Source organism: Paenibacillus sp. J22P165 (assembly GCF_059692015.1).
This window is the reverse complement of record NZ_JCAUAP010000004.1, coordinates 31071-52215: the sequence shown is the minus strand read 5'-3', so window position 1 is coordinate 52215 and position 21145 is coordinate 31071. Positions and strand designations below refer to the sequence as shown.

The 21145-nt window shown below is 43.0% G+C and carries 21 protein-coding genes; 7 read left to right on the top strand and 14 right to left on the bottom strand.

What is annotated here, in order from left to right; translation table 11 throughout:
• The 5 genes from rfbG to AC58QM_RS10635 all read right to left on the bottom strand — a co-directional run bounded on the left by rfbG (window position 1) and on the right by AC58QM_RS10635 (window position 4353).
• Window positions 1-1080, bottom strand: a complete 1080-nt coding sequence (rfbG, locus tag AC58QM_RS10655) for a CDP-glucose 4,6-dehydratase (protein ID WP_497283729.1) — start codon at window positions 1078-1080, stop codon at window positions 1-3.
• A 36-nt stretch (window positions 1081-1116) separates the two neighbouring features.
• Complete coding sequence (locus tag AC58QM_RS10650) at window positions 1117-2109, bottom strand: NAD-dependent epimerase/dehydratase family protein (RefSeq protein WP_497283728.1); 993 nt, start codon at window positions 2107-2109, stop codon at window positions 1117-1119.
• Between the two features lie 25 nt (window positions 2110-2134).
• Window positions 2135-2896: a sugar phosphate nucleotidyltransferase gene (locus AC58QM_RS10645; protein WP_497283727.1), complete on the bottom strand. Its 762-nt coding sequence runs from the start codon at window positions 2894-2896 to the stop codon at window positions 2135-2137.
• A 148-nt stretch (window positions 2897-3044) separates the two neighbouring features.
• On the bottom strand, window positions 3045-3617 hold the full coding sequence (locus AC58QM_RS10640) for a DJ-1/PfpI family protein (RefSeq protein ID WP_497283725.1): 573 nt from the start codon (window positions 3615-3617) through the stop codon (window positions 3045-3047).
• Between the two features lie 40 nt (window positions 3618-3657).
• Complete coding sequence (locus AC58QM_RS10635; protein WP_497283723.1) at window positions 3658-4353, bottom strand: DUF421 domain-containing protein; 696 nt, start codon at window positions 4351-4353, stop codon at window positions 3658-3660.
• Window positions 4354-4590: 237 nt separating this feature from the next.
• On the opposite strand from AC58QM_RS10635, the gene AC58QM_RS10630 reads away from it, so the two are divergent.
• Window positions 4591-5679, top strand: a complete 1089-nt coding sequence (locus tag AC58QM_RS10630; protein ID WP_497283722.1) for a Gfo/Idh/MocA family protein — start codon at window positions 4591-4593, stop codon at window positions 5677-5679.
• Window positions 5680-5743: 64 nt separating this feature from the next.
• Here the strand turns inward: AC58QM_RS10630 and AC58QM_RS10625 are convergent, their stop codons facing one another.
• Together AC58QM_RS10625 and AC58QM_RS10620 are read right to left on the bottom strand one after the other, a co-directional pair.
• Entirely contained in the window at window positions 5744-6916 is a 1173-nt protein-coding gene (locus tag AC58QM_RS10625; RefSeq protein ID WP_497283720.1) for an MFS transporter, read from the bottom strand.
• Window positions 6917-6948: 32 nt separating this feature from the next.
• A complete protein-coding gene (locus tag AC58QM_RS10620; protein ID WP_497283718.1) occupies window positions 6949-7287 on the bottom strand; it encodes a hypothetical protein in 339 nt (112 codons plus the stop codon).
• A gap of 194 nt (window positions 7288-7481) precedes the next feature.
• Between AC58QM_RS10620 and AC58QM_RS10615 the strand changes: the two genes are divergently transcribed.
• On the top strand, window positions 7482-8366 hold the full coding sequence (locus AC58QM_RS10615) for an AraC family transcriptional regulator (protein ID WP_497283716.1): 885 nt from the start codon (window positions 7482-7484) through the stop codon (window positions 8364-8366).
• A 121-nt stretch (window positions 8367-8487) separates the two neighbouring features.
• Here AC58QM_RS10615 and AC58QM_RS10610 read toward each other — a convergent pair whose 3' ends face one another.
• Window positions 8488-10566, bottom strand: coding sequence for a 3-keto-alpha-glucoside-1,2-lyase-like domain-containing protein (locus AC58QM_RS10610; protein WP_497283714.1), 2079 nt, complete (start codon window positions 10564-10566; stop codon window positions 8488-8490).
• Window positions 10567-10809: 243 nt separating this feature from the next.
• Window positions 10810-11241, bottom strand: a complete 432-nt coding sequence (locus AC58QM_RS10605; protein ID WP_497283712.1) for a hypothetical protein — start codon at window positions 11239-11241, stop codon at window positions 10810-10812.
• A 237-nt stretch (window positions 11242-11478) separates the two neighbouring features.
• Between AC58QM_RS10605 and AC58QM_RS10600 the strand changes: the two genes are divergently transcribed.
• Complete coding sequence (locus AC58QM_RS10600; protein ID WP_497283710.1) at window positions 11479-12030, top strand: hypothetical protein; 552 nt, start codon at window positions 11479-11481, stop codon at window positions 12028-12030.
• Window positions 12031-12149: 119 nt separating this feature from the next.
• Entirely contained in the window at window positions 12150-12800 is a 651-nt protein-coding gene (locus tag AC58QM_RS10595) for a hypothetical protein (protein ID WP_497283708.1), read from the top strand.
• A 194-nt stretch (window positions 12801-12994) separates the two neighbouring features.
• Here AC58QM_RS10595 and AC58QM_RS10590 read toward each other — a convergent pair whose 3' ends face one another.
• The 5 genes from AC58QM_RS10590 to AC58QM_RS10570 all read right to left on the bottom strand — a co-directional run bounded on the left by AC58QM_RS10590 (window position 12995) and on the right by AC58QM_RS10570 (window position 17560).
• Entirely contained in the window at window positions 12995-13489 is a 495-nt protein-coding gene (locus tag AC58QM_RS10590) for a hypothetical protein (RefSeq protein ID WP_497283706.1), read from the bottom strand.
• A 211-nt stretch (window positions 13490-13700) separates the two neighbouring features.
• Entirely contained in the window at window positions 13701-15422 is a 1722-nt protein-coding gene (poxB, locus tag AC58QM_RS10585) for a ubiquinone-dependent pyruvate dehydrogenase (RefSeq protein ID WP_497283704.1), read from the bottom strand.
• A gap of 263 nt (window positions 15423-15685) precedes the next feature.
• Window positions 15686-16255 carry a 50S ribosomal protein L25 gene (locus AC58QM_RS10580; RefSeq protein WP_310225795.1) on the bottom strand — a complete coding sequence of 190 codons (570 nt, stop codon included), beginning with the start codon at window positions 16253-16255 and terminating at the stop codon, window positions 15686-15688.
• A gap of 98 nt (window positions 16256-16353) precedes the next feature.
• Window positions 16354-17295, bottom strand: coding sequence for a DUF1861 family protein (locus tag AC58QM_RS10575; RefSeq protein WP_497283701.1), 942 nt, complete (start codon window positions 17293-17295; stop codon window positions 16354-16356).
• Window positions 17276-17560 carry a helix-turn-helix domain-containing protein gene (locus AC58QM_RS10570; RefSeq protein WP_235550500.1) on the bottom strand — a complete coding sequence of 95 codons (285 nt, stop codon included), beginning with the start codon at window positions 17558-17560 and terminating at the stop codon, window positions 17276-17278. The genes AC58QM_RS10575 and AC58QM_RS10570 overlap by 20 nt, the downstream gene beginning before the upstream one ends.
• Before the next feature lie 207 nt (window positions 17561-17767).
• On the opposite strand from AC58QM_RS10570, the gene AC58QM_RS10565 reads away from it, so the two are divergent.
• From AC58QM_RS10565 to AC58QM_RS10555, 3 genes are read left to right on the top strand one after another with little or no spacing between them, the layout of a single operon-like run.
• Window positions 17768-18955 carry a glycosyltransferase family 4 protein gene (locus AC58QM_RS10565; protein ID WP_497283699.1) on the top strand — a complete coding sequence of 396 codons (1188 nt, stop codon included), beginning with the start codon at window positions 17768-17770 and terminating at the stop codon, window positions 18953-18955.
• Window positions 18955-20061 (top strand): glycoside hydrolase family protein, encoded by a 1107-nt coding sequence (locus AC58QM_RS10560; protein WP_497283698.1) that lies wholly within the window; start codon window positions 18955-18957, stop codon window positions 20059-20061. Before AC58QM_RS10565 ends, AC58QM_RS10560 begins: the two co-directional genes overlap by 1 nt.
• On the top strand, window positions 20054-21133 hold the full coding sequence (locus AC58QM_RS10555; RefSeq protein ID WP_497283696.1) for a mannose-1-phosphate guanylyltransferase: 1080 nt from the start codon (window positions 20054-20056) through the stop codon (window positions 21131-21133). Before AC58QM_RS10560 ends, AC58QM_RS10555 begins: the two co-directional genes overlap by 8 nt.
• Window positions 21134-21145 lie beyond the last annotated feature (12 nt).

The following is a 21145-nucleotide window of genomic DNA, read 5'->3' as shown; positions in this document are numbered from 1 at the left end:
TTATATGTTTTGATACTCGTCAATCTGCTTCATGCAAATTGCCATCAAATCACCATTAGATTGATAGACTTGTGACCATTCCATAACTTTGTCTATGGCGGTTTCGACACACCATTTAGGATGCCAGCCTAATTTGAATTTTGCTTTTGAACAATCCAGCTTTAAATAATGGGCTTCATGCAGATGATGGTCATTTTCCACTTCATAAGCAGCACCATTCCCCCATTTGGCACACAGATGTTTCACAACCCACTCTACTGTTTTTCCCCCATCGTCATCCGGTCCAAAGTTCCAACCTTCGCTATACCTTGTGCCACCCTCAACTAATTTTTCCGCCAATAACAGGTATCCACTTAGGGGATCCAGTACATGCTGCCACGGCCGAATGGCATAAGGGCTTCGAATTTTTATTTTCTCACCTTCTGATAAGGTTCTAAGACAATCCGGGATTAAGCGATCAGCTGCCCAATCACCGCCGCCAATGACGTTGCCCGCCCTTCCAGTTGCAATTGCCACTCCGTGAGATTCATAATTTTTGATAGGAAAAAATGATTTACGGTAAGCATCTGTTACTAATTCCGAACAGGCTTTACTGTTAGAATAGGGATCATATCCGCCAAGCGCATCATTTTCACGGTAACCCCATAGCCACTCCTTATTCTCATAGCATTTGTCCGTCGTTACATTGATTACTGCTTTAATAGAAATGCCTTGATGGACGGCATTGCGGACGGCTTCTAGTAGGTTAACGGTTCCCATGACATTAATTTCAAAGGTTTCAACAGGGTTTAAGTACGAGGCTCTAACTAGCGGCTGTGCGGCCATATGAATAATAATGTCAGGCTTTTCTTCTAAAATGGTCGCTTGTAACGAGTTGAGATCCCGAATATCGGCATATCGGGTAGGGACAAGTCGTTCAATCTGGCCTAATTCAAATAAACTGGGAGAAGTAGGAGGTCTTAAACTGTATCCGGTTACGGTGGCACCTAGGGATGAAAGCAACAAACATAACCAGGAGCCTTTAAACCCTGTATGACCAGTAACAAGCACCTTTTTTCCTTTCCAAAACTCTTTATTCATCCATGAGCACCTTCTTTATTCCTCCACATGTCATATTCACTCGGATAAGTCCCCTAAGTTAGTGAAGTATTTTTTATACCAGTCGATCGTTCTTACTAAACCTGTATCCCAATCAAAGATGGGTTGCCAGCCTAATAGTTCTCTTGCTTTTTGGGCAGATAAATATTGCCTTTGTGTTTCATTGGAAGCTATATTCAGAACGATTGGCTGCAAATCGCTATCCATACCATTCAGTATTGAGGTGACGACATGTGAGACACTGAACGGATTTTCATTACTAAAGTTAAATGCTTCTCCAGCAATCCCTGATTCCTCCACCTTTTCTGCTAACCGCATCATGGCATGTACAGCATCCTCGACATATAAGTAGTCACGAACCAACGTGCCGTCGCTCCTAATAACGGGCGATACATGATGAATGACAGAGCTGATGGTATGAGGAATAATGCGATTGAAGTTTAAATCCCCGCCCCCAAAGACATTTCCAAATCGGGCAATACAAACAGGTAATTGGTACGTGTAAAAATAGGCTTGAGTGATTAAATCCCCACAGCTTTTTGAAACGTCATAAGGATGTCTCCCTTGAAGAGGGAAGCTTTCACCCAATGGAAGACTGGCGTGCTCACCATAGGATTTTTCACTGGATGCGATAATGATCCTTTTAACTGGATGCTGCCTGCAAGACTCCAACAAATTCCAAGTGCCTTGGATATTGGTCTCAAACGTTTGAACGGGATTCCGGTTCGCTGTCCCTGCGATGGATTGTGCTGCTACATGAAAAACGGTGTCGATACGATTGTTTTCCAGTGCATTCTGGATTATCGAGAGATCCTTTAATGATCCGTGAACGAGGTTGATTTTAGAAAAAAGCTCCTCTTGAAACGTAGACGTAACAGAGTCCTGCACATTCCCCCGTACAAGTCCTGTAATATGGGCACCTGACTTTATTAATTCTTTTATCAAATGCCTGCCCAGAAAGCCTGTACATCCTGTAATAAACACATTTCGATCCTTCCAAAATGGTTTCATATGACTCATCATCATTCATTATCACTTACTTTGCCCAGAGATTCTTTCCTTGTTTCCACATCTCATTCAGCTCTAGCACGTTTTTATAGGTATCTGCTGCCATCCAGAATCCCTCATGCAGATACACGGCCAATTCACGATCTAGTGCCAAATTTTTCAAGGACTCTTCTTCAAATACGCAAAAGGGACTACCTGACACGTAATCGAAAACTTTAGGTTCTAATACAAAAAAACCACCGTTAATGATCCCTTCGCTCTGTGTTTTTTCATGAAAGGATTCCGCTAACCCGTTTTTAACCGTTAACGTACCGAATTGGCTTATTCTATTAACTCCTGTTACGGTTGCAATAGCCCCCGTATTTTTATGAAAATTTAGTAGATTCAATAGATTGATATCTGCTAATCCGTCCGCATAGGTTAGCATAAATGTTTCGGTTCCTAGATGTTTCTCTGCTATCTTGATTCTTCCGCCCGTCATCGTCTCTAATCCGGTATCAAGAAATGTAATTTTCCAATTTTCTGGCTCTTGCAGCAACTGAATGCTGCCACTAGATGTATCTAATGTAAAACTATGATTTTTCCAGTTATAGTTCATAAAGTATTCTTTGATCATTTCTCCCTTATAGCCTAGCAGGAGAATAAATTCATCGAAACCATATTGGTTGTATCGTTTCATGATATGCCATAGCAAAGGTTTATCTCCTACTTTGGCCAAAGGTTTGGGGACTTCATTTGTCAGCTCGCTCATCCTCGTTCCCTTCCCGCCGCAGAGGATTACTACTTTCATCCGCTTCCCCCCATTTACATTTTGATTTTTCCATCTTATTCGGGCAGTTCCTCCTTGATAACGGCTTATACCTATAACCCAAAAAAAGAAAACCGGGCTATCCGGTTTCCTTTTCACATCGCTGCTATCATCTTCAATTTAAGAACATTCATCTATTCATAATATCCTTAAATAATTGTTCACTTTCCTCATACTGATCTTGATAGACACCAAGGTAATCAAAGATTTCAAAAGAGAAATCAACAAATGCGCGTCCAGCCGCAGTAATAACATGACCGTCTCTTACCACACGTTTATCTAAAAAATTATCACGAGGAAATGGATCTACGACATTCAATTGGTTGATTCTTTCAATTGAGCATGAAGTCGTGAAATGTCTTGCATGTAGAATACCGGCTCTACCTAAATATTGAGGGCCATTACATATGGCTGCTAGCATCTTTTTTTCTCGATCCAGTTTTATGATGAGTTCGGTCAACTCCTTCTGTTGATTCCGAATCGGTCCGCCAGGGATAATAAGTCCCTCTATATCTTCCAGTTCCAAGGCATCAAAAACTGTCACATTAGGTTTATAAGACAGACCAGATTCACTAGTGACAGAGTCCAGATTGTAACCCATGGATACGACTTCTTTGTTGCCAACATTCTTAATCTTATGGAATGCTAAGGTAATCTCAAAATCAGCAAAATCTTCTGATATAAAACAAATGATCTTCCCCATTTATTACACCTCCATAGTAATAGATGAACTCATTATCGGACTACGTTCTTGTTACTTCCTTCAGCTGATAATACAAACCACTCGCATCTGACCATTCCGCAAAAAGCACACTCTCATGATGTGTAATTCCACTTAGCTGCAAAAGCTGCTCCACCCAAATCCTGTCTCGTCCGAGGCGTTTCAAAGTATCTTCATTTATACTGCCATTTTCAATGATGTAAGCGGGAAGGCTGACGCTGCCCTGTTGGTCTTTTGCATTGCCGCTAAACATTTCCGGATCTTTCTGGCGCAGCACGCTGATGCTGCCGTTCGTCTCGAACAAGGCATAAGCCACTTCGCGGAGCGAGAACACATTATTTTCCCTTAGCAGCATGCCCAATTGAGCGAAATCGAGATTATTGCGTTTCATTGCCTTGAAATCAACGACGCCATTGCGGATAATCAGATCAGGCGTTCCTGCAGCATAGCGAGACAGTCTAGGGAATTTGGCGATAAACTTTTCCAAGCCCAGCGCTAAAATCGTCCAAATAATCAGCGCAAAAAGTAGATGGCTAAGATGAACTTCTTTATCATAAATCGTATTGCCGACTAGTTCGCTGAGCATTAAAGAGGAAACGAAATCAAAGGCGGTCAATTGGGATATCTCTTTTTTCCCCAGCAGTCTCGTCATAATCAGTAGACCAATTAAAGCGACTGTAAGCTTGACACCGATACTTACGTAGAGATTACTATCCACCTTCATCTTTCCTTTCGGAGTTTATATTCAGTAGAAATCATTTCGTATTGAATTACCTGATTATATATTAAATAATACCACATATTGGAACTCTCCTGCCCATTCCCACAATTCATATCATAGATCTCAGAATAACGCTGAATAAAACTATGAATCAAGATATACTGTTCATAGAACTTGACTATGAAATTTATATTTGATAAAACGAAGCTACAACTGAAGAAGGCGGTGTAAGGGATGGGGAAACCAATAAGATTCAGTATTATAGGCGGTGGAGGCTTTCGCGCACAGTATTTTCTAAGAATTGCGCAGGCTCTTCCAGAACAATTTTGCGTGAGCGGGATGGTCATTCGCGACGAAATCAAAGGTAAGGAAATGGAAGACTTATGGCGAGTGACCACTTATCGAACAATGGATCAGCTCTTGCTAAATGAACAACCGGACTTTGTTGTACTATCTATTAATGCGTCTGCTGCTGTCGATTATATGCTGGAGTTAGCGGAGCGAGGAATACCCGTACTTACAGAGACACCTCCTGCACCTCATTTAGAAGGATTATTACAGATACATGACAAACTTACACGACAAGGCGCGCGAATTCAGGTTGCAGAACAATATCAATTCCATCCAATACAAGAAGCACGACATCAGATTATTAGGTCAGGACAGTTAGGTCATGTTAATCAAGTGACTGTATCCATATCTCAGTACTATCATGCGGTAAGCTTAATACGGAAAATGTTAGGTGTGCGCTTTGAAGAAGTCCGAATTAAGGGAATGCGCTTTGAATCCGATTGGGTCGCAGGGCCGAACCGAAGTGGTCCGCCTACCGAAGATAAATTAATCAAATCTGAGCGAGATATTGCTTGGTTGGATTTTGGTGGAAAATTAGGGATTTATGATTTCACCAAGGATCAACATCGTTCATGGACCCGTTCAAATCATCTATGTATTAGGGGAGAACGTGGGGAAATATTTGATAATCGAATTAGCATACAAGATCCATCTTGCACTCAGATTCAAATGGAATTAAAGCGCATCAATAAAGGTGAGTACGAGAACGCAGAAGGCTATTTCCTTAAAGGAATTATGGCGGGAGACCGATGGGTATACGAAAACCCTTATATGCCTGCCAGACTATATGATGATGAAATTGCGATTGCAGACTGTTTGAAGAAGATGGCGATCTATGCCGAGGGTGGGCCGGGATTCTATGGTCTTCCGGAAGCTTCTCAGGATCACTATATCGGCATGCTGATTGAGCAGGCTATTAGAACCGGGGAGACCGTAACGTCCGTTCGACAATCATGGGCTGATAACGAATAATAATGGCACAAAAAAGCATGCTGCTAATCTTAAGCAGCATGCTTTTTTCGTATTGGGCTATAATTTAGTGAGGGGATCCTTCCAATTCCAATTGCTTATCATCATTTGGCTTGTAGTAATACCAAAACAACACGACTGCAGCCGCGCAGATGAAGGAGCTAACTGCAAACCCTGAACGGATGCCGAACCAGCCAGCGTACAATCCGCCTAGCAGCGAACCCAATGTGCGACTGATGGCATTCATCGTCAAAGAATTCATCATTTGGCCACTCGCTTTCAACTCTTTGGGTACATGTGTGCTCACGTATTCGGCAAGACATAAGTAAAACAGCATGAACGTTCCGCCGTGTAACACCCACGTCGCCAGATAGATAGCTGGGCTTAAGGCGCCGCTGAACAGTAACCACCGTACGGCAAGGATTATGCCGGAGCAAAGCAAAATTTTAAAAATCCCGAACCTTCGGTACAGGGGTTGAAAAAACAGCATAAACGGAAACTGGCTGATCGAACCTATACTGACTCCAAGACCGATCAGCGCCGTACTCATTCCCTGTTCTTTACTGTAGACAGCTTGAAATGTCGTAAAAAAGCCCAGCGTACAGTTGACCACCAACGTGTACAAGTAAATCACAACAAGCTTTCTACTGGTGAATAGCTGTTTTAGTTCCACCTTTGACTTATTCTGATGGCCTTCCACCTTAGGGATGCCCCATGCCAGCACGAAGGCAAGGAAGACGAGCCCAGAGAACAAAGGGAACATATAATTCAGGTTACGGTCCAGCAGCCAGCCGGCAATAATCGCCATCAAGGCATAACCGACGGACCCTGCTGTACGGATGCGAGAAAAATTAAATCCCGACTTGCGTGAAATCTCTAGTGTAATCGTGTCGCCAAGCGGGTTGATCACGCATTGGACAGCACCTAACACAACTGTGCACGCAAATAGCAGCCAGAATCGATTACCTGCAGCCGGCAGCGTCCAGACGAGAATAGAGGTCAGCAACAAGGAAATTAGGAGCAAATGATTTTTCGATGCCGCTCTGTCGGCGGCCAATCCCCAGCGTGGCTGTGCAATCATCGCGGTAACCGCTGCCGCTGTTGAGAGCAGACCAATCTGGAAATGATTAAGTTGAATGTCGTTGTAATAGATCGGAATATAGTTACTGAAGGCGCCTAGTGCCATAAATACCAGCGAGTAATAGACGGACATGTAGACATACGTTGATTTTCCTGCCATCGGATGTTTCGCCTTCCCTATCGGAAATGCCGTTACACGGAATTTGCCGTTCTTTTATAGTAACATCTTACAAATTCAAACGCGTGCCACGCGGCTGCTTCATAGATCATTTTAGTTGGTAACTCTTTTTCCTGAATCACTAGATTCATATGTTTGTCGAGTGTGTTTCTAATTCCACCATTAATTTCACGGATGGCGTCAATGTAGGAGAAATAATCATTTAGCAATTCTTTCGCTTTTTCATTACCTTCATGTATAACGAACGACGCCTCATCTTCTGAGATCTGATAGCACTCTTTCAGAACATCTTTAATTCCAACCAATAACTCGGTGTATTCGTCCTCTTGTAGATTCGCTAAAATGAAAGTCATTCTATGCCACCTCCGAAGGTCTTTAATCCTGATTCTTTGTAAGCACCATTGTCACCAATCGTGACGACAACGTATAATTAGAAGGTATCGACATTACTATCATAGCTCATTTTTAGCCCAACATAGTTATATTCTTGAGTCATAAAATATCACTCAAATGATATTTTAAAATGATGGTTGGATGGTGAACATCGTTGAAATATACAAATCAAATCGATGAACGTGCACAAGTCTTTCATGTTCTCAACAACCGGGGAATCCGACTTAAATACAAGGATGTGTCCACCGAGTGTCCACCTACTATTTACCATTATCATAAGGGAATCGAAATCCTATATGTCCATCAAGGAACAGGAACCCTGACCCTCAACCGTAAGATTTACACATTAGAGGCTGGGTGCGTTCTGATTCTACACCCCTTCCAGCTTCACCGTATTCAATTTGATGCCACACCTCAACAACCCTATGTACGAACAGTTTTAACCTTTGAACCCTCCATCGTTGCACCTTATATAAAACATTTTTCTGTGCTGTCTCGTTTTTTGGAACAGATATGGAAAGGACAATTGTCCAATCAGGTGTTCCGTGAGGAGCACAACTCGACTTATCTGTTAGGCGTTCTTGAACGATTCCATGACTTGGTTTCGGGCTGGAATGAAAAGGATGAAGATCACGAGACTGGTTCCATGTTGATTCTCAACATTTTAGACTATCTGATTTCGCTGCATATTGGAGGATTTGGAGGCGTCGCTCGTCCGGAGCGACATGCTGAAAAAATAATGAATTGGGTCGAAGAGCATTATACGGAACCTTTTGACTTAATAGAATTAGCAAAGGCACTTCATCTCTCTACGAATCATGTCTCGCGGTTATTTCGGACCGAAACAGGGGGAAGCATTACGGAATATGTGATTGCACGAAGAATTAGACAAGCCTGTTGGTTGTTAAAAACAGAATCAAAATCCATTGAACACATCGGTTCTTTGGTTGGCATACCTAATTTCCCTTACTTCTGTAAAATTTTTAAACAGATAACGGGATTTACGCCTATTCAGTATCGAAAAAGCCAGTTAAATTAATTAATCGTCTAGTGAAATTTCTTTTCCACCTCTCCCATAAAGCGCTAGAGTTGCCTGGATAACTCAAAGAGACTGCTGGTTACGACCAGCAGCCTCCAACTGTCTTTCATATCTACAAAGATTACTGCGTAACCAACGCGTCATCAAAGCTCGCCGTCGAGGACGCCATACGGTAACCGATTTTGCCTGTAGTTAGCTCCGTAGTTCCATTCGTATAATTAATTAGCTGCGTTCCGTTCACCGAACCAAGGATATTATTCCCGGTTATCTTCACCTTGAGGTCGTACCATGTGTTAATACTTGAGCTGAAAGCAGTACTTGTTAACAAAGTCAAAGTCCCGCTCACCTTTTTATATAAATCAAGGGAATTCGTGCTGTTGTTGATGCGCAGCATATAGTAGTTGTTAGCATCTGTAACGCGGAATAGCAGTCCTGCATTGGCATATGCATTATTTAGCTTGACCCTCGAGGAATACGTATAGTTACTCCAAGAACTCCCCGCAAAGGCAAGTGCTTCACCAGTAACCAAAGACTGATTGAATACTTTACTTCCGTCTGTAAGTACGCTCCACGTACCGCCACTTGTTGTCCAGTTGCTAGATCCACTTTCAAAATTATCACTGAACACGGTAACTGGTGCCGTACCTATGCCCGAACCCTCGTATGCCCCCCGGTCTGTTACACTGTTAGTTGGAACTGCACTGCCCCAATAATCCTGACCTCCGCCATTACCAGTGATCGCAACACCGCTATCAATAGCTGGTGAACCAATCTGCAGCTTGTAACCATCCAACGCAGTTCGACTCGTTCCTGTTCCAGGGTTAACTAGAAGTGGATTGCTTGTAAGCTTGTGCGCATCGCTTGGCTCAGAACCAGGATGATTACCATAAAAAACATTATAATCAAACACCGTATTCGTGCTGCTTCCCAAAGAATATCCACCGCTACCAAGGTTATAGATGATATTGTTTTTAAAATACGTATTGCTCGCGTACCCTCCCCAATCTCCGATGGTTAGAATATTGGTTCCAACGCTTGCTTTGACATAGATGGTATTGTTATAAATACTCGTATTGGTGACAGGCCCTGCCAATTGGAAAATGCGGGTACCATCGTTCTGACTGATGTTATAACGGACAATGGTGCCATTGTTAAAATTACTTGCTCCGTTATTACATATGAGAACGAAGCCACCTTCGTTGTCGTGGCTATAGTTATATTGAATTATCGTTCGATTCGAGACATAGTCAGAGTCAAATCCTTGACCGTCCAAACTTCCATGCGTGCTATACGCTTCATTGTATTGCACGAGCGCATCGTCGGTATTGAATGGCCAGATCGCAACCGCTTCAGCGCCAGATCGCATATTGGCATGATGAACGACATTATATTGAATGACTGGCGCTGTACTTACCCTAACCAGAATGCCATCACGTCCGATGTCATAGACGGTATTATACTGAATAAGCACATTGGTGAAGCCCGACCAAGGACCAGAATCAACCATACCGCCACGGTTCATCCAGCGAGAGTGCGTCTGAATACCTGTTGAATCCACGGTGTACACGGTATTTCCTTCGATCTTAACATCGTTCCACTTGGTTGATACGGAAGTTCCTAAGGCCTGCACAGCGATGCCGCCGTTTTTCTTATCCGTGTTGATCCCGTTTACATCGTGCACGGTGAGATTGGAAATATGTATGTAGTTCGCTGTCCCATAATCCGAAGCAACTACATTGACGCCTAAACGTTTGGCAGCGGTCGCTCCCTTGTTCGTCACTTCCAGATTCTTAATTTCCCAGTACTCTTGATTGTACAAATAAACAGCTGATCCCCCGCTGCCATCCGCATTCATCGTAAGCCCGTTGCCGTTAATAAGCGGCTTACTTCCGCTGCCGTAGCTTGAAATGGTGATCGGACTGCCAGACACACCAGAACCCTTTGGATATAGTTGACCCGTCCACGTACCTCCCGATTTGAATAGGATCTGATCGCCAGCTGCGAACGTTGTAGCATTGACTTTGGCCAAGCTTTTCCAAGCAGTCGCTGTGCTTTGCCCATCTCCGCTATCATCGGGTCTCGAAGCATCCACATAATATAGAGTCCCCGCAGCCAAAGCATCTTTAGGCATCGCTCCTAGTAACGAAAGCAGAATAACGATGGCAGAAATGATGGTCATTAGTTTTTTAGCAGCATACATGATTGATTCCTCCTACATAATTAAAATTGATTGCGCTTTCATTATTAATCGTAAAATTCAAGAAAATCAAAGAACTCAACACCTCCAAAACCATATCTGTTTGTAATGTTAAATCATTTTGGTCGCAAGTAAATATGATATTATTATGATTTCTGTTGCTATCCTAATGATTTATTGCATGGAGATAACTTTAACAATAATAGGGATCGTCTGACTTTGAAACAGCCAGCGATCCCATTGCAATTAATTAATAACTGCCGCAGTAAACGTAATAGGTCCTATGACACTTGCTGATGATTGTCCATTAAATAGCAGTTCACCCGTAAGCGTGTATTCAATTTTGTCATCATCGTCGGGGCTATCAACATGAGCAAGTTGTGTCACTGCAAAGTGATCATCCGGGTATGCCTGAGCCGTGTCAGCTGCGCTGTAGATGGTTGTTCCCGTCAGTTGGTTTCCTCGCCAGATACGGAATAATACGTCAACATGATCAAATCCTGATCCATTCCTAACTACATTCCAACCTACATTGGCAGTTAACCATACAGTTGCATCACCTTTTACAGAAACCGTTGCTAACGTAACAGGTACATCAAACAATAGTGAAATATTAACACTACCGGCTGTATTTGGTGTCAAGACTTCATACTTGAATTTTTTGAGTTCATGGGACATGACTATCACCTCCTTGATTTGAGCTACTATATCGTATTCAATTCTACTAATCTATGAATCTAGTAATTGACTGATAGTAATCGTACATTTTTGAAAATTATAAATTGTCCTGAGCGAGCCTCATAAATTTGGTAACAACAAGACATTTGTCCAAACCTTACGGGGAAGGATCTCATATTTTGTTGTATTCATCCTAATCATCTCTATCAATGATGAGTAACATGGAGGGCAAATCAATTGAAGCTAAAAAAAAACGTTCAGACTCAGCCCATTAATGTGAAGGGACTGCGCATCCTATCCCGTCGGATATTACCTCTTTATGAACGCCTTGCAAGCGACCGTCTGTATGCGATGCGACTGATAAACACCATAAGGACATTTAATTTAGATCGCACCACACAAGTGATCCAGCAAGTGCTGCCAGGCGCAGAGGCCTCTATTGGAGCCGGATTCACGGCAAGCTACAGTCTCAGGCTCACAAAAAAGACGAGAGTATATCTGGCAACTGGTATCTTTAGCCCCGGTCGGCTACAAAGTATGCATGCCGAGGATATCCGTAGCGTAAGCCAAATCATGCTGCAGCTCCTGCACAAACTTGCCTACGATCGTATATTTGCAGCGCGTTTCATCAGGCTCGTGAAAATGAGAAAGGACGCTGAGTTATTGCGATTGGTCAATCATGTCGATCCGAAGCTTATTGTTTCCGCCACGTTTAGCGAATACGGCCCATTATTTGTTGTCCGCTTATCTAATGGAAAACGCTATAACCTTGCTTTTGAGCCATCTTAATGTGAAGGATTCTATTTCTATTAGTGGCTAGGACGATCTAGTTATTCCCCCACACCGAGTCTTTTGGTTCCACATATGTTGTGAGAGTACACACCAATTGAATTGAGGGAGTGATAGCTATGCCCGGACTACTGCGCACAGTCAACGGAACGACTACCCTTTTTGCAACAACAAGTATAAAGTCTAAGCAAGAAGGCATCTTGAGCGCGAATATGGAAATCGTTTTGAACGCCAGTCGAGGTGTTTCCGACATTTTCCTAAACATCACCCAGAATGCCTGTAACTTAGTAACATTCAAAATAGAATCTCTGAATCGCACAAGCAGCAGACTCACGGCTTCCTTTGGTAAACAAGTGGACGGCGTCTCCAGTGCCAACATTATTCTCCAAGATAAGAACAACACTATCACTGCTAGAGGATTTATTAATAAGAAAGCAATCGTTCCCGTTAGACTTGAAAGCGCTTGTCAATGTGGTTGCTCTTGCACGCACACCAAAAAAATTAGATTTAAAGACGGTACAACATTAAAGATCAGCATCGATAAATCGCTCCAATTTGCCCTAAAAAGACTATTTACTAAACTTGAGCGTGTGATAAAGAAGCTGACTCCGAAGAGAGGCAAAGGCGCGACCGCTGATCCCGAATGCAATGCAAAATGTTATCGTATTGGAAACGCTTGTCGAGCAGCATGCGGCATCTTCGCTGTCTTATGCACACCGGTATGTTTGAGCGCGCAGGCGGTTTGCCTCATTAGCTGTTTGCCGACATAGCGACACGGACTGCAAGCTTTAATTATTTCCGGGGAAATGGATCGCTTACCTTCTTTCATAGTGAGACACCAAAAAAACGGCAGCAGAATAAATAGCTACCGTCTCTTTATTTTTTTACATAATTTACCACATGCTCAAATAACCAACGGACACCGAACGTATGCCGGTTTCCGTTGGATCATGATAAAACTTCCTTAGCGTCTTGTTATCATGTCTTCTACTTTTGCTTTCATGGATTGCACCGTTGTTTTCCTATATTGAATACCTAGCCGAATTACCTTCAACTGCTGACTGCGAGAGAGCATCCGAAAACGTGGTTCTTGCTTTAAAAATTTTCGAATAATGGTCCAACTGTTGATTTCAAACCGATTTGGTTTGAGGTACGGGATGTCATAAGGCAGTTGCCGTTTCCGAAATCGATTAACAAAATTCCCGAAATTAGTTGAAATCTTGCTTTCATCCACGAGGCACACAGCCCGATTTTTATTGGTATGCTTTTTGAGGAATGCGAAATGATGATGTCCATCCTGGATAATATAGTCACCATCTTTCTTGCTTTTTTGCACAATGAGTAATTGCATGAGGTCCTGTGCAACTTTTTTAAACTCCTTCTTACGTGGTGAAGTCTTCGTATTGGTACTGTCCTGCTTAATCTTATTTAGAGGTATATATTGCACTGTATATCTCAACGCTACCCCTCCTCAATACCGCTGCTTAATGTAATGTATTCCATGTTGTTACAGTGTATGTATGTTAGCGTATTGGAGGTGCATGCCTTAAATGGATACAACTTGGCCGTAATACCTATTCTTATGCTCCCAGAGAGTACAAGTAAACCAGGTGCTTTTCGCACTAAAATAGCCCCCACCTGATAAATCAGATGAGGACTACGGCTTTTTATTACCGAAGAAGATTGGTTTTCGCTAGCTCGATAATTTCGTTTCCTTGCCCGTTCAAAACAGCTTTCAGCATCCACATCGTAAATCCGCGTGCCTGCTCGAAGTTGATCTTCGGCGGCATAGCCAGCTCCTGACGATTGACGATGACATCCAGCAGTACCGGACCGTTGTGTTCGAACGCTCGACGAACGGCGCTTTCCAAGTCGTTCGGATCCTCGACCCGAATTCCTTCGATTCCCATAGCTTGAGCCAGGGCCGCAAAATTTGGGTTGTCGAGTTCCGTTCCGAATTCCAAAAAGCCGGCTGCTTTCATTTCCAATTCCACGAATGCAAGCGCGCCATTATTAAAGACAACGATCTTGATCGGGAGTTTATGCTGACGAAGGGTCAACAGATCTCCGAGCAGCATGGTGATTCCCCCATCTCCCGACAGAGATACGACCTGGCGTCCCGGCTGCGCAACCTGCGCCCCAATCGCCTGGGGCATCGCGTTCGCCATTGTCCCATGGTTAAACGAGCCAAGAAGCCTTCTTTTTCCATTCATTCTCAAATATCGGGCAGCCCACACAGTCGGCGTTCCAACATCGCAAGTCAAAACGGCATCCTCATCTGCGAGATCACTGATTACCTTCATGAGGAATTGCGGATGAATAGGCGCTCTGCCGGGAGCTGCAAGATTGTCCAGTTCCTGGCGGACTTTGGCATAATGTGCGGCAAACTGCTTCAAATGATCAGAAGAGTGCGGTTCGTTTAGCAAGGGTATCAACATTTCGACCGTCGTCTTCACGTCTCCGCACACTCCGTATGCTAACGTCGTTCGCCGGCCTAGTCGGGATGAATCCAAATCAACCTGAAGGATGGTCGCTTCGTGCGGATAAAATTGTCGGTATGGAAAATCAGTACCTAGCATGAGCAAGACATCGCATTCCATCATAGCGTGGTATCCGGAAGAAGATCCGATGAGGCCGGTTAATCCAACGGAATACGGGTTGTCGTATTCCAGATATTCTTTTCCTCGCAGCGCTATCACCATCGGGGATTGTAGTTTCTCGCACAACTTCATGAGCGAAGCATGAGCTCCCGCGCAACCAGCACCGCACAGCAAAGTGATTCTCTTACCTTTGTTTAAGTAGTCGGCAAGCTTCTTCAATTCGTCTGCTGAAGGGCATACAATCGGATGTGTGGAATGGATAATGCGTTCCGGAACAGGGCTTTCGTCGTATTCGAAAGCTGCTACATCACCTGGAAGCACTAAGACAGAAACTCCTGACCTTGCCGTCGCGGTTTGCATTGCCATCGTAACCGCTCGAGGCATTTGCCCCGGTCCAGTTACGACCTCACAAAAAAAGCTGCATTCCTGAAACAACATATCCGGACGGGTCTCTTGAAAAAAACTGCTGCCAATTTCACTGCTCGGTATATGAGCGGCAATCGCAAGAACTGGCACCCGGTTTCGATGGCAATCGTATAATCCGTTAATGAGATGCAAATTACCTGGTCCACTGCTACCTGCACATACGGCGATTCCTCCGTTCAGGGCAGCATCTGCCCCCGCCGCGAAAGCTGCAACCTCTTCATGGCGGACATGGATCCATTCTATTTTTCCAGAACGTCGGATTGCATCTAGCAAGGCATTTAGCGAATCGCCGATAATGCCGTAAATTCGCTTCACCCCGGCATTTAGAAGGGATTCCACGATGGAATCCGCAATCGTTCTTCTCAAGGGAATCTCTCCTTTTTGTTTTTATTAATTGCCTAATGTTGCACTCATACATAGCATACAACCGTGTAAGGGATTGATTTTAGGATTGGAAAACGTCGACATTAGGCACACCACTTGCTGCTATATTTTCCTGTAAGTTATATTTTTATCCCCAAAATAAGTAATAGGAAACTATCAAGTTCAGAAACCAAAAAATCCCCTCACAGCAGAAGTATCTAAGCTCATAAGCTTAAACACTCTCCACCATAAGGGGATGATTTTTACTAGGCTGTTGCTTCAACTTCCTCATGAACGGTTTTGATTTGAATCATAACCGTATTCGCATCCGTCAACACTTCAATGCCATCCTTGAAGATCAAGTCGGAAACGAGAAGCTTGTCGCCAGTATCAAGACCACTGATATCCACTTCCATGGAAGTCGGCAAATCACCAGGCATGCAACGTACTTCTACTTCATAGATTTCAATCTGTAGAACCCCACCGGATTTAACCCCGATTGCCTCTCCAGAAAATTGAATAGTCACTTTGCTGTCCATGATTTCAGTCATGTTCACATGATGAAAGTCGATATGCAGCAGATTGCCCGACATCGCATCCTTTTGGACACTCTGAACGATGATCGGAATTATTTTCTCATCGGATGTATTACCCTGCAGAATAGCTCGCGGATTTTTTTTCAAAATATCCAACATTTCTTTTTCATTTACTTCTACAGACAAAGTATCTTTACCAATCCCATACAACACAGCCGGGATGCGTCCCTGTTTTCTTGCTAGATTCATAGTGGACTTTGTTTCACCAGTGCGCTTGTTCAATTGAATAAATTTACTCATTTGTTTGTTTCCTGCTCTCTTTGACCATAAATTCTTGTCAAAGTGATTATAACATGACCATAAAATCTAGTCAAATTTTATTGAAACCCAATTCGTTCCTATTCATACTCCATAAATGGATCAGGAATCTCTATCTGATATGCCTCCGCATCACTAACGCCAACAGAAAGGACTGCGCGGCCATTGCCAGACCGTATAAGCCCACCGCTAAAAATGACATCCTCTAGATCTGGCCGTTTGCCAGGACCTCTGGGAAAATCACTTCTTGTCGCTATAATTTTCATGGGTGTTTTCTCACAGGTCTCAGGGTTTATCGCAAAGACCATAGAGTAATAATGCTTATTTCCTACGGTATCAAAGCAGGCTACATGTCCCAGAACGCCCACATGACCATTCGCCAGTAAATGTGCTTCGTTCGCACCGCCCCATTCTTCGGAGACGAATTGCTCTTTCAGAATTTCTGCATGGATGAAGGTTTGCTCATTGAGCTCCTCCAGCGAGTTGATGATCGTAAAGCCAATTTGCCCTCTTCCGCCTCTTGCTCCTTGCGGTCTAGTAAATACACCTACTCTACCGTCGATAAGCTCTATGAGACGAATATCCTTCATCGTACCGGGCCCAGATGAGAAATGACACAATGAATCTATTTGAAACCCACGATAAAATTGAGTAACCCACGACACAATTTTACTTGGATTATCGACAGCCGTGATGACTTCAACTCCGCCAACGATTAGTTCACCTTTAATGATGGTCATACATGGATCCTGTAAGTTATACGTATGTGTATGTATTCGGGGGCTCCAAATCTGATTCTTGCATGTAAAAAAGAAGACTTGAGAGAACTCACTATCCCGTTCCTCAACTCTTCCTAATAGGACTTCCTCCCCGTCGTACTGAAACGGGGCCGTTATATTGTATACATCGCGATTTCCAACTCCGGAGAACACTAGTTTCTGTACTTTTGTTACTCGAGGGTTATCATAAAACGTTTCCAGAAGCTGCTTGCAGCTCTCCGTTTTAATCGATTTCCTTGTCATTGACGTCCTCCTGATAATCCATCGATGCATCTATCGTCCAATCACTTTCCTCATCCATTTCGATGCCAATGAGCTGCCCAGGCTGGACATTAAAATACAGACAAAGCTTTAGCAATAAATCCCTAGGATACTGTACCATCTCATCCTTATACATACGACGAACGGAGTCAAAGTGGTAGTTAATCTCTTTAGCGAGCCTACGTATCGATAACTTAGGATCGTGATTTTCCATGACTTCTTTTAATTTACTGCGTATGACTGACACACATACACCCCCTCCATAAATATACAGGGTGTGGATTGGAGAGTCAATAAATTGACAAGAAAAAATGGTCATGATATAGTTGTATCAGGAAATAATTTTGAATTTTCTGAAAACATCATACCCCTTCCCCCAAAAGAATTAAAGATCTATCTTTAGATTCTTTTTTTTGTGTTCCAAAAATCGCGAACCAACCTGGAGGCTCATTATATGAAGGTTACAAGCAGTAATCGAAATATCGTTTTTCTAGGCACTAGCCTGCCGAGAGAATGCGGTATAGCTACATTTACACAAGATTTATTAGATGAACTCCAACACATCAAAGGCTTTAACAAGCCTCGTATCATTGCCATCAATAACAACGAAACTTACGACTATGAAGACCAAGTGATGAAGGAAATTGACCAACATAAACTGTCAGATTATATAGAGACAGCCGATTATCTTAGTACATCAGACGTTGATCTTCTCGTTATTCAGCATGAATTCGGTATTTATGGTGGAGAAAGCGGTGAATATTTGATTCCATTTGTCGAAAGATTGACTATACCGTTTATCGTCATTTTTCATACCGTGTTATCGAAACCCTCTGCCAAGCAGCGTCACATCATGAATCGAGTTGCAGAGCTTAGTGTTACTGTTGTCACGATGGCACAATCTACGGTGATCGATTTGATCTCCATTTATGGCGTTGATGCCGCCAAAATTGCTTTCATTCACCATGGCGTCCCCCATGTTCAGACTGGTTCAAGATCAGAGCTTAAGGAGCAGTATGGCTTTGCAGATCGGAAAATATTATCCACCTTTGGCTTTTTAAGCCCTGGCAAAGGAATTGAGTACAGCATTGAAGCCATGCGGGGCGTGGTCAAACAGCATCCGGATTCACTCTATATAGTTTGGGGGAAAACTCATCCAGTCGTTAAACAAGAAACAGGCGAGGTATACAGACAAAAGCTGATGAATCTTGTAGAGGAATTTGATTTAACCCATAACGTTCGCTTCGTCGATAAGCTTCTAACGCAAGATGAAGTCATTCAATCCCTGGTCATGTCAGACATTTATATGACTCCTTATTTAGGAAAGGATCAAGCTGTTAGCGGAACATTGGCGTATGGAGTCGGTTATGGAAGGGTTATTGTCTCCACACCTTACCGATATGCCGAGGAAATGCTGGCAGAGGGCAGAGGTTTACTAGCTAACTTTCGCGATTCGGCCTCTTTGGAAGCTTGCATCCTTCAGTTATTAAATGACCCTTCTAAAATAGCTGAAATGGAAAATCGCACATTGGAACTCGGAAGAACTATGCTCTGGAACGAAATAGCTAAAACCTATGCTGCCATCTTCAAAGAAAAAATAGTTGATTCAGAATCTAAAGTTAAACACTTAGGAGTGATGTAATGCAAGTACAAACGATACTGCAATTTAAGTCTGATTACATGCGCAGGATAACGGATGATACAGGCATTTTTCAACACACCAAATTTGGAGTGCCCGACCGGTCGAAAGGTTATACAACAGATGATAACGCGCGGGCTTTAATCGCAGCCATTTTATTGTACAGCAGCCAAAAAGACTCCAGTACGTTAGACCTCATTCACACTTATATTTCCTTCATTTATCACGCACAGAATACAGATGGTAACTTTAGAAATTTCATGGACTATAACCGTTCTTTCATGGAGGATAGCGGCTCTGAGGATTGTCAAGGACGCACACTATGGGCATTAGGTTTCGCTCTCGCTCATTCCTCCTTGCTCCCCGATAATGTAGTTAATACATGCCGTTACTTAATCAATCAGGCATTACCGCATATCGAGAAGCTAGGTTCTCCTCGTGCTGGAGCCTATGCAGTAATCGGTCTAAGTTATTTAATAGAAACCCCTGGTGCTTTAACATACTCTTTCCCCTATCCCCACACGCCAAGCACCGCAGTAGAGAAAGAATTTCTACCAAGAGCTTTCATTATCAGTTTGATCGAAAAAATAGCGGTCCGACTGCACAAGCAATTTGATCGCAATAAGGGAAACGGTTGGAATTGGTTTGAAGACAGCCTTACCTACGGAAACTCCATGCTGCCATGGGCACTTTTAAAAGCATCACACATCTCGAAAAACATCAGTTTGAGGGAAACGGCTAAAGAAAGCTTGGATTTTCTAGTATCCAAAACCTTTACTAAAGAAGGGTATTATAAGCCAATTGGCAGCCATGGCTGGCAGTTGCGGGGTGAAAAGGCCGCACTCTACGACGAACAACCGATTGAAGCCTGTGAAATGCTTCTTGCTTGTAATGAAGCCGCGATCGTGCTCAATGACCCAGCTTATCTGAAAGTAGCAGCCTTATGCTATGAATGGTATTTAGGCCATAATTCATTAAAAACCTCACTCATTGACCCTCAAACTGGAGCTTGTTACGATGGCATCCATGCCACAGGGCTGAACCTTAATCAAGGCTCTGAGAGCATCATTTCTTTCTCCATAGCCCATTTGGTGATGCATCATGAATAAATTTGCTACTATCCTTGCTGGTGGGGGCGGAACTCGCTTCTGGCCGCTCTCTAGACAAGAGATTCCAAAGCAGCTTCTAAATATTAGTGGAAATGATATTATGCTAAACGATACGATTGAACGATTCAAAGGCATTATCCCTCAAGAAAACACCGTTATTGTTACGAATCGTTCTCAAGCGGTTCTAATGGAAAGCATTATGCATAGTAGTGTTTCTAAAAGCAACATATTGATCGAACCCGTTGCCAGAAACACGGCTGCAAGCATACTTTTCGCGGCATTATCAATAGAAAAATCACACGGTGATTCCGTAATGGTCGTCTTGCCTTCTGATCATTATATAACCGATGAAGAACAATTTCGGCTTACGTTAGACGAAGCTTGTACGGTCGCAATGACGACAGACAAAATTGTTACCATCGGAATAAAGCCAACATTCCCTTCTACCGGGTACGGTTATATCGCATTTGATAAAGAACCTATCTCTACAAATCCTGTTGCCGTATACGAGGTAGCTGAATTTGTGGAAAAACCAAACTTTCAGAAAGCACAAAGCTATCTGTCATCCGGTAATTATTTATGGAATAGCGGTATATTCATTTGGAAAACTTCCGTCATTATTGATAATTTCAAGCGTTACCTACCTCGACTCTATAAAACAATGCTTCCAATCAGCGAATTTCTGGGTACGGATCAAGCAGAGGAAATCATTACAAACATCTATCCAACTCTTCAAAATATTTCGATTGATTATGGGATCCTTGAGCGCTCCGATGAAGTCGTTGTTCTGTCTGGTCAATTTGGCTGGAATGATATTGGCAGTTGGGATGCGCTCGGCGCTATCTTCCCTCCGGATCCGTCAGGAAATATTATTAAAGCTAATCATATGGGCATAGATACACGAAATTCAATCATATATGGAAATGGTAGACTAATCACAACAATTGGCGTAGACGGCTTCATCATTGCAGATACTGGGGATGCACTTTTAATATGTCCCAAAGACAAAGCGCAATCTGTTAAAGATATCGTCGATCTGCTGAAGGAGAAAGGAATGACGGAGTATATTTGAAATCAGTCATAT

Excerpts from the sequence above, each read along its gene's own strand:
- rfbG (WP_497283729.1), bottom strand. The coding sequence starts at position 1,080 with ATGAATAAAGAGTTTTGGAAAGGAAAAAAGGTGCTTGTTACTGGTCAT.
- AC58QM_RS10650 (WP_497283728.1), bottom strand. The coding sequence starts at position 2,109 with ATGAAACCATTTTGGAAGGATCGAAATGTGTTTATTACAGGATGTACA.
- AC58QM_RS10645 (WP_497283727.1), bottom strand. The coding sequence starts at position 2,896 with ATGAAAGTAGTAATCCTCTGCGGCGGGAAGGGAACGAGGATGAGCGAG.
- AC58QM_RS10640 (WP_497283725.1), bottom strand. The coding sequence starts at position 3,617 with ATGGGGAAGATCATTTGTTTTATATCAGAAGATTTTGCTGATTTTGAG.
- AC58QM_RS10630 (WP_497283722.1), top strand. The coding sequence starts at position 4,591 with ATGGGGAAACCAATAAGATTCAGTATTATAGGCGGTGGAGGCTTTCGC.
- AC58QM_RS10625 (WP_497283720.1), bottom strand. The coding sequence starts at position 6,916 with ATGGCAGGAAAATCAACGTATGTCTACATGTCCGTCTATTACTCGCTG.
- AC58QM_RS10620 (WP_497283718.1), bottom strand. The coding sequence starts at position 7,287 with ATGACTTTCATTTTAGCGAATCTACAAGAGGACGAATACACCGAGTTA.
- AC58QM_RS10610 (WP_497283714.1), bottom strand. The coding sequence starts at position 10,566 with ATGTATGCTGCTAAAAAACTAATGACCATCATTTCTGCCATCGTTATT.
- AC58QM_RS10605 (WP_497283712.1), bottom strand. The coding sequence starts at position 11,241 with ATGTCCCATGAACTCAAAAAATTCAAGTATGAAGTCTTGACACCAAAT.
- AC58QM_RS10595 (WP_497283708.1), top strand. The coding sequence starts at position 12,150 with ATGCCCGGACTACTGCGCACAGTCAACGGAACGACTACCCTTTTTGCA.
- AC58QM_RS10580 (WP_310225795.1), bottom strand. The coding sequence starts at position 16,255 with ATGAGTAAATTTATTCAATTGAACAAGCGCACTGGTGAAACAAAGTCC.
- AC58QM_RS10575 (WP_497283701.1), bottom strand. The coding sequence starts at position 17,295 with ATGACAAGGAAATCGATTAAAACGGAGAGCTGCAAGCAGCTTCTGGAA.
- AC58QM_RS10565 (WP_497283699.1), top strand. The coding sequence starts at position 17,768 with ATGAAGGTTACAAGCAGTAATCGAAATATCGTTTTTCTAGGCACTAGC.
- AC58QM_RS10560 (WP_497283698.1), top strand. The coding sequence starts at position 18,955 with ATGCAAGTACAAACGATACTGCAATTTAAGTCTGATTACATGCGCAGG.
- AC58QM_RS10555 (WP_497283696.1), top strand. The coding sequence starts at position 20,054 with ATGAATAAATTTGCTACTATCCTTGCTGGTGGGGGCGGAACTCGCTTC.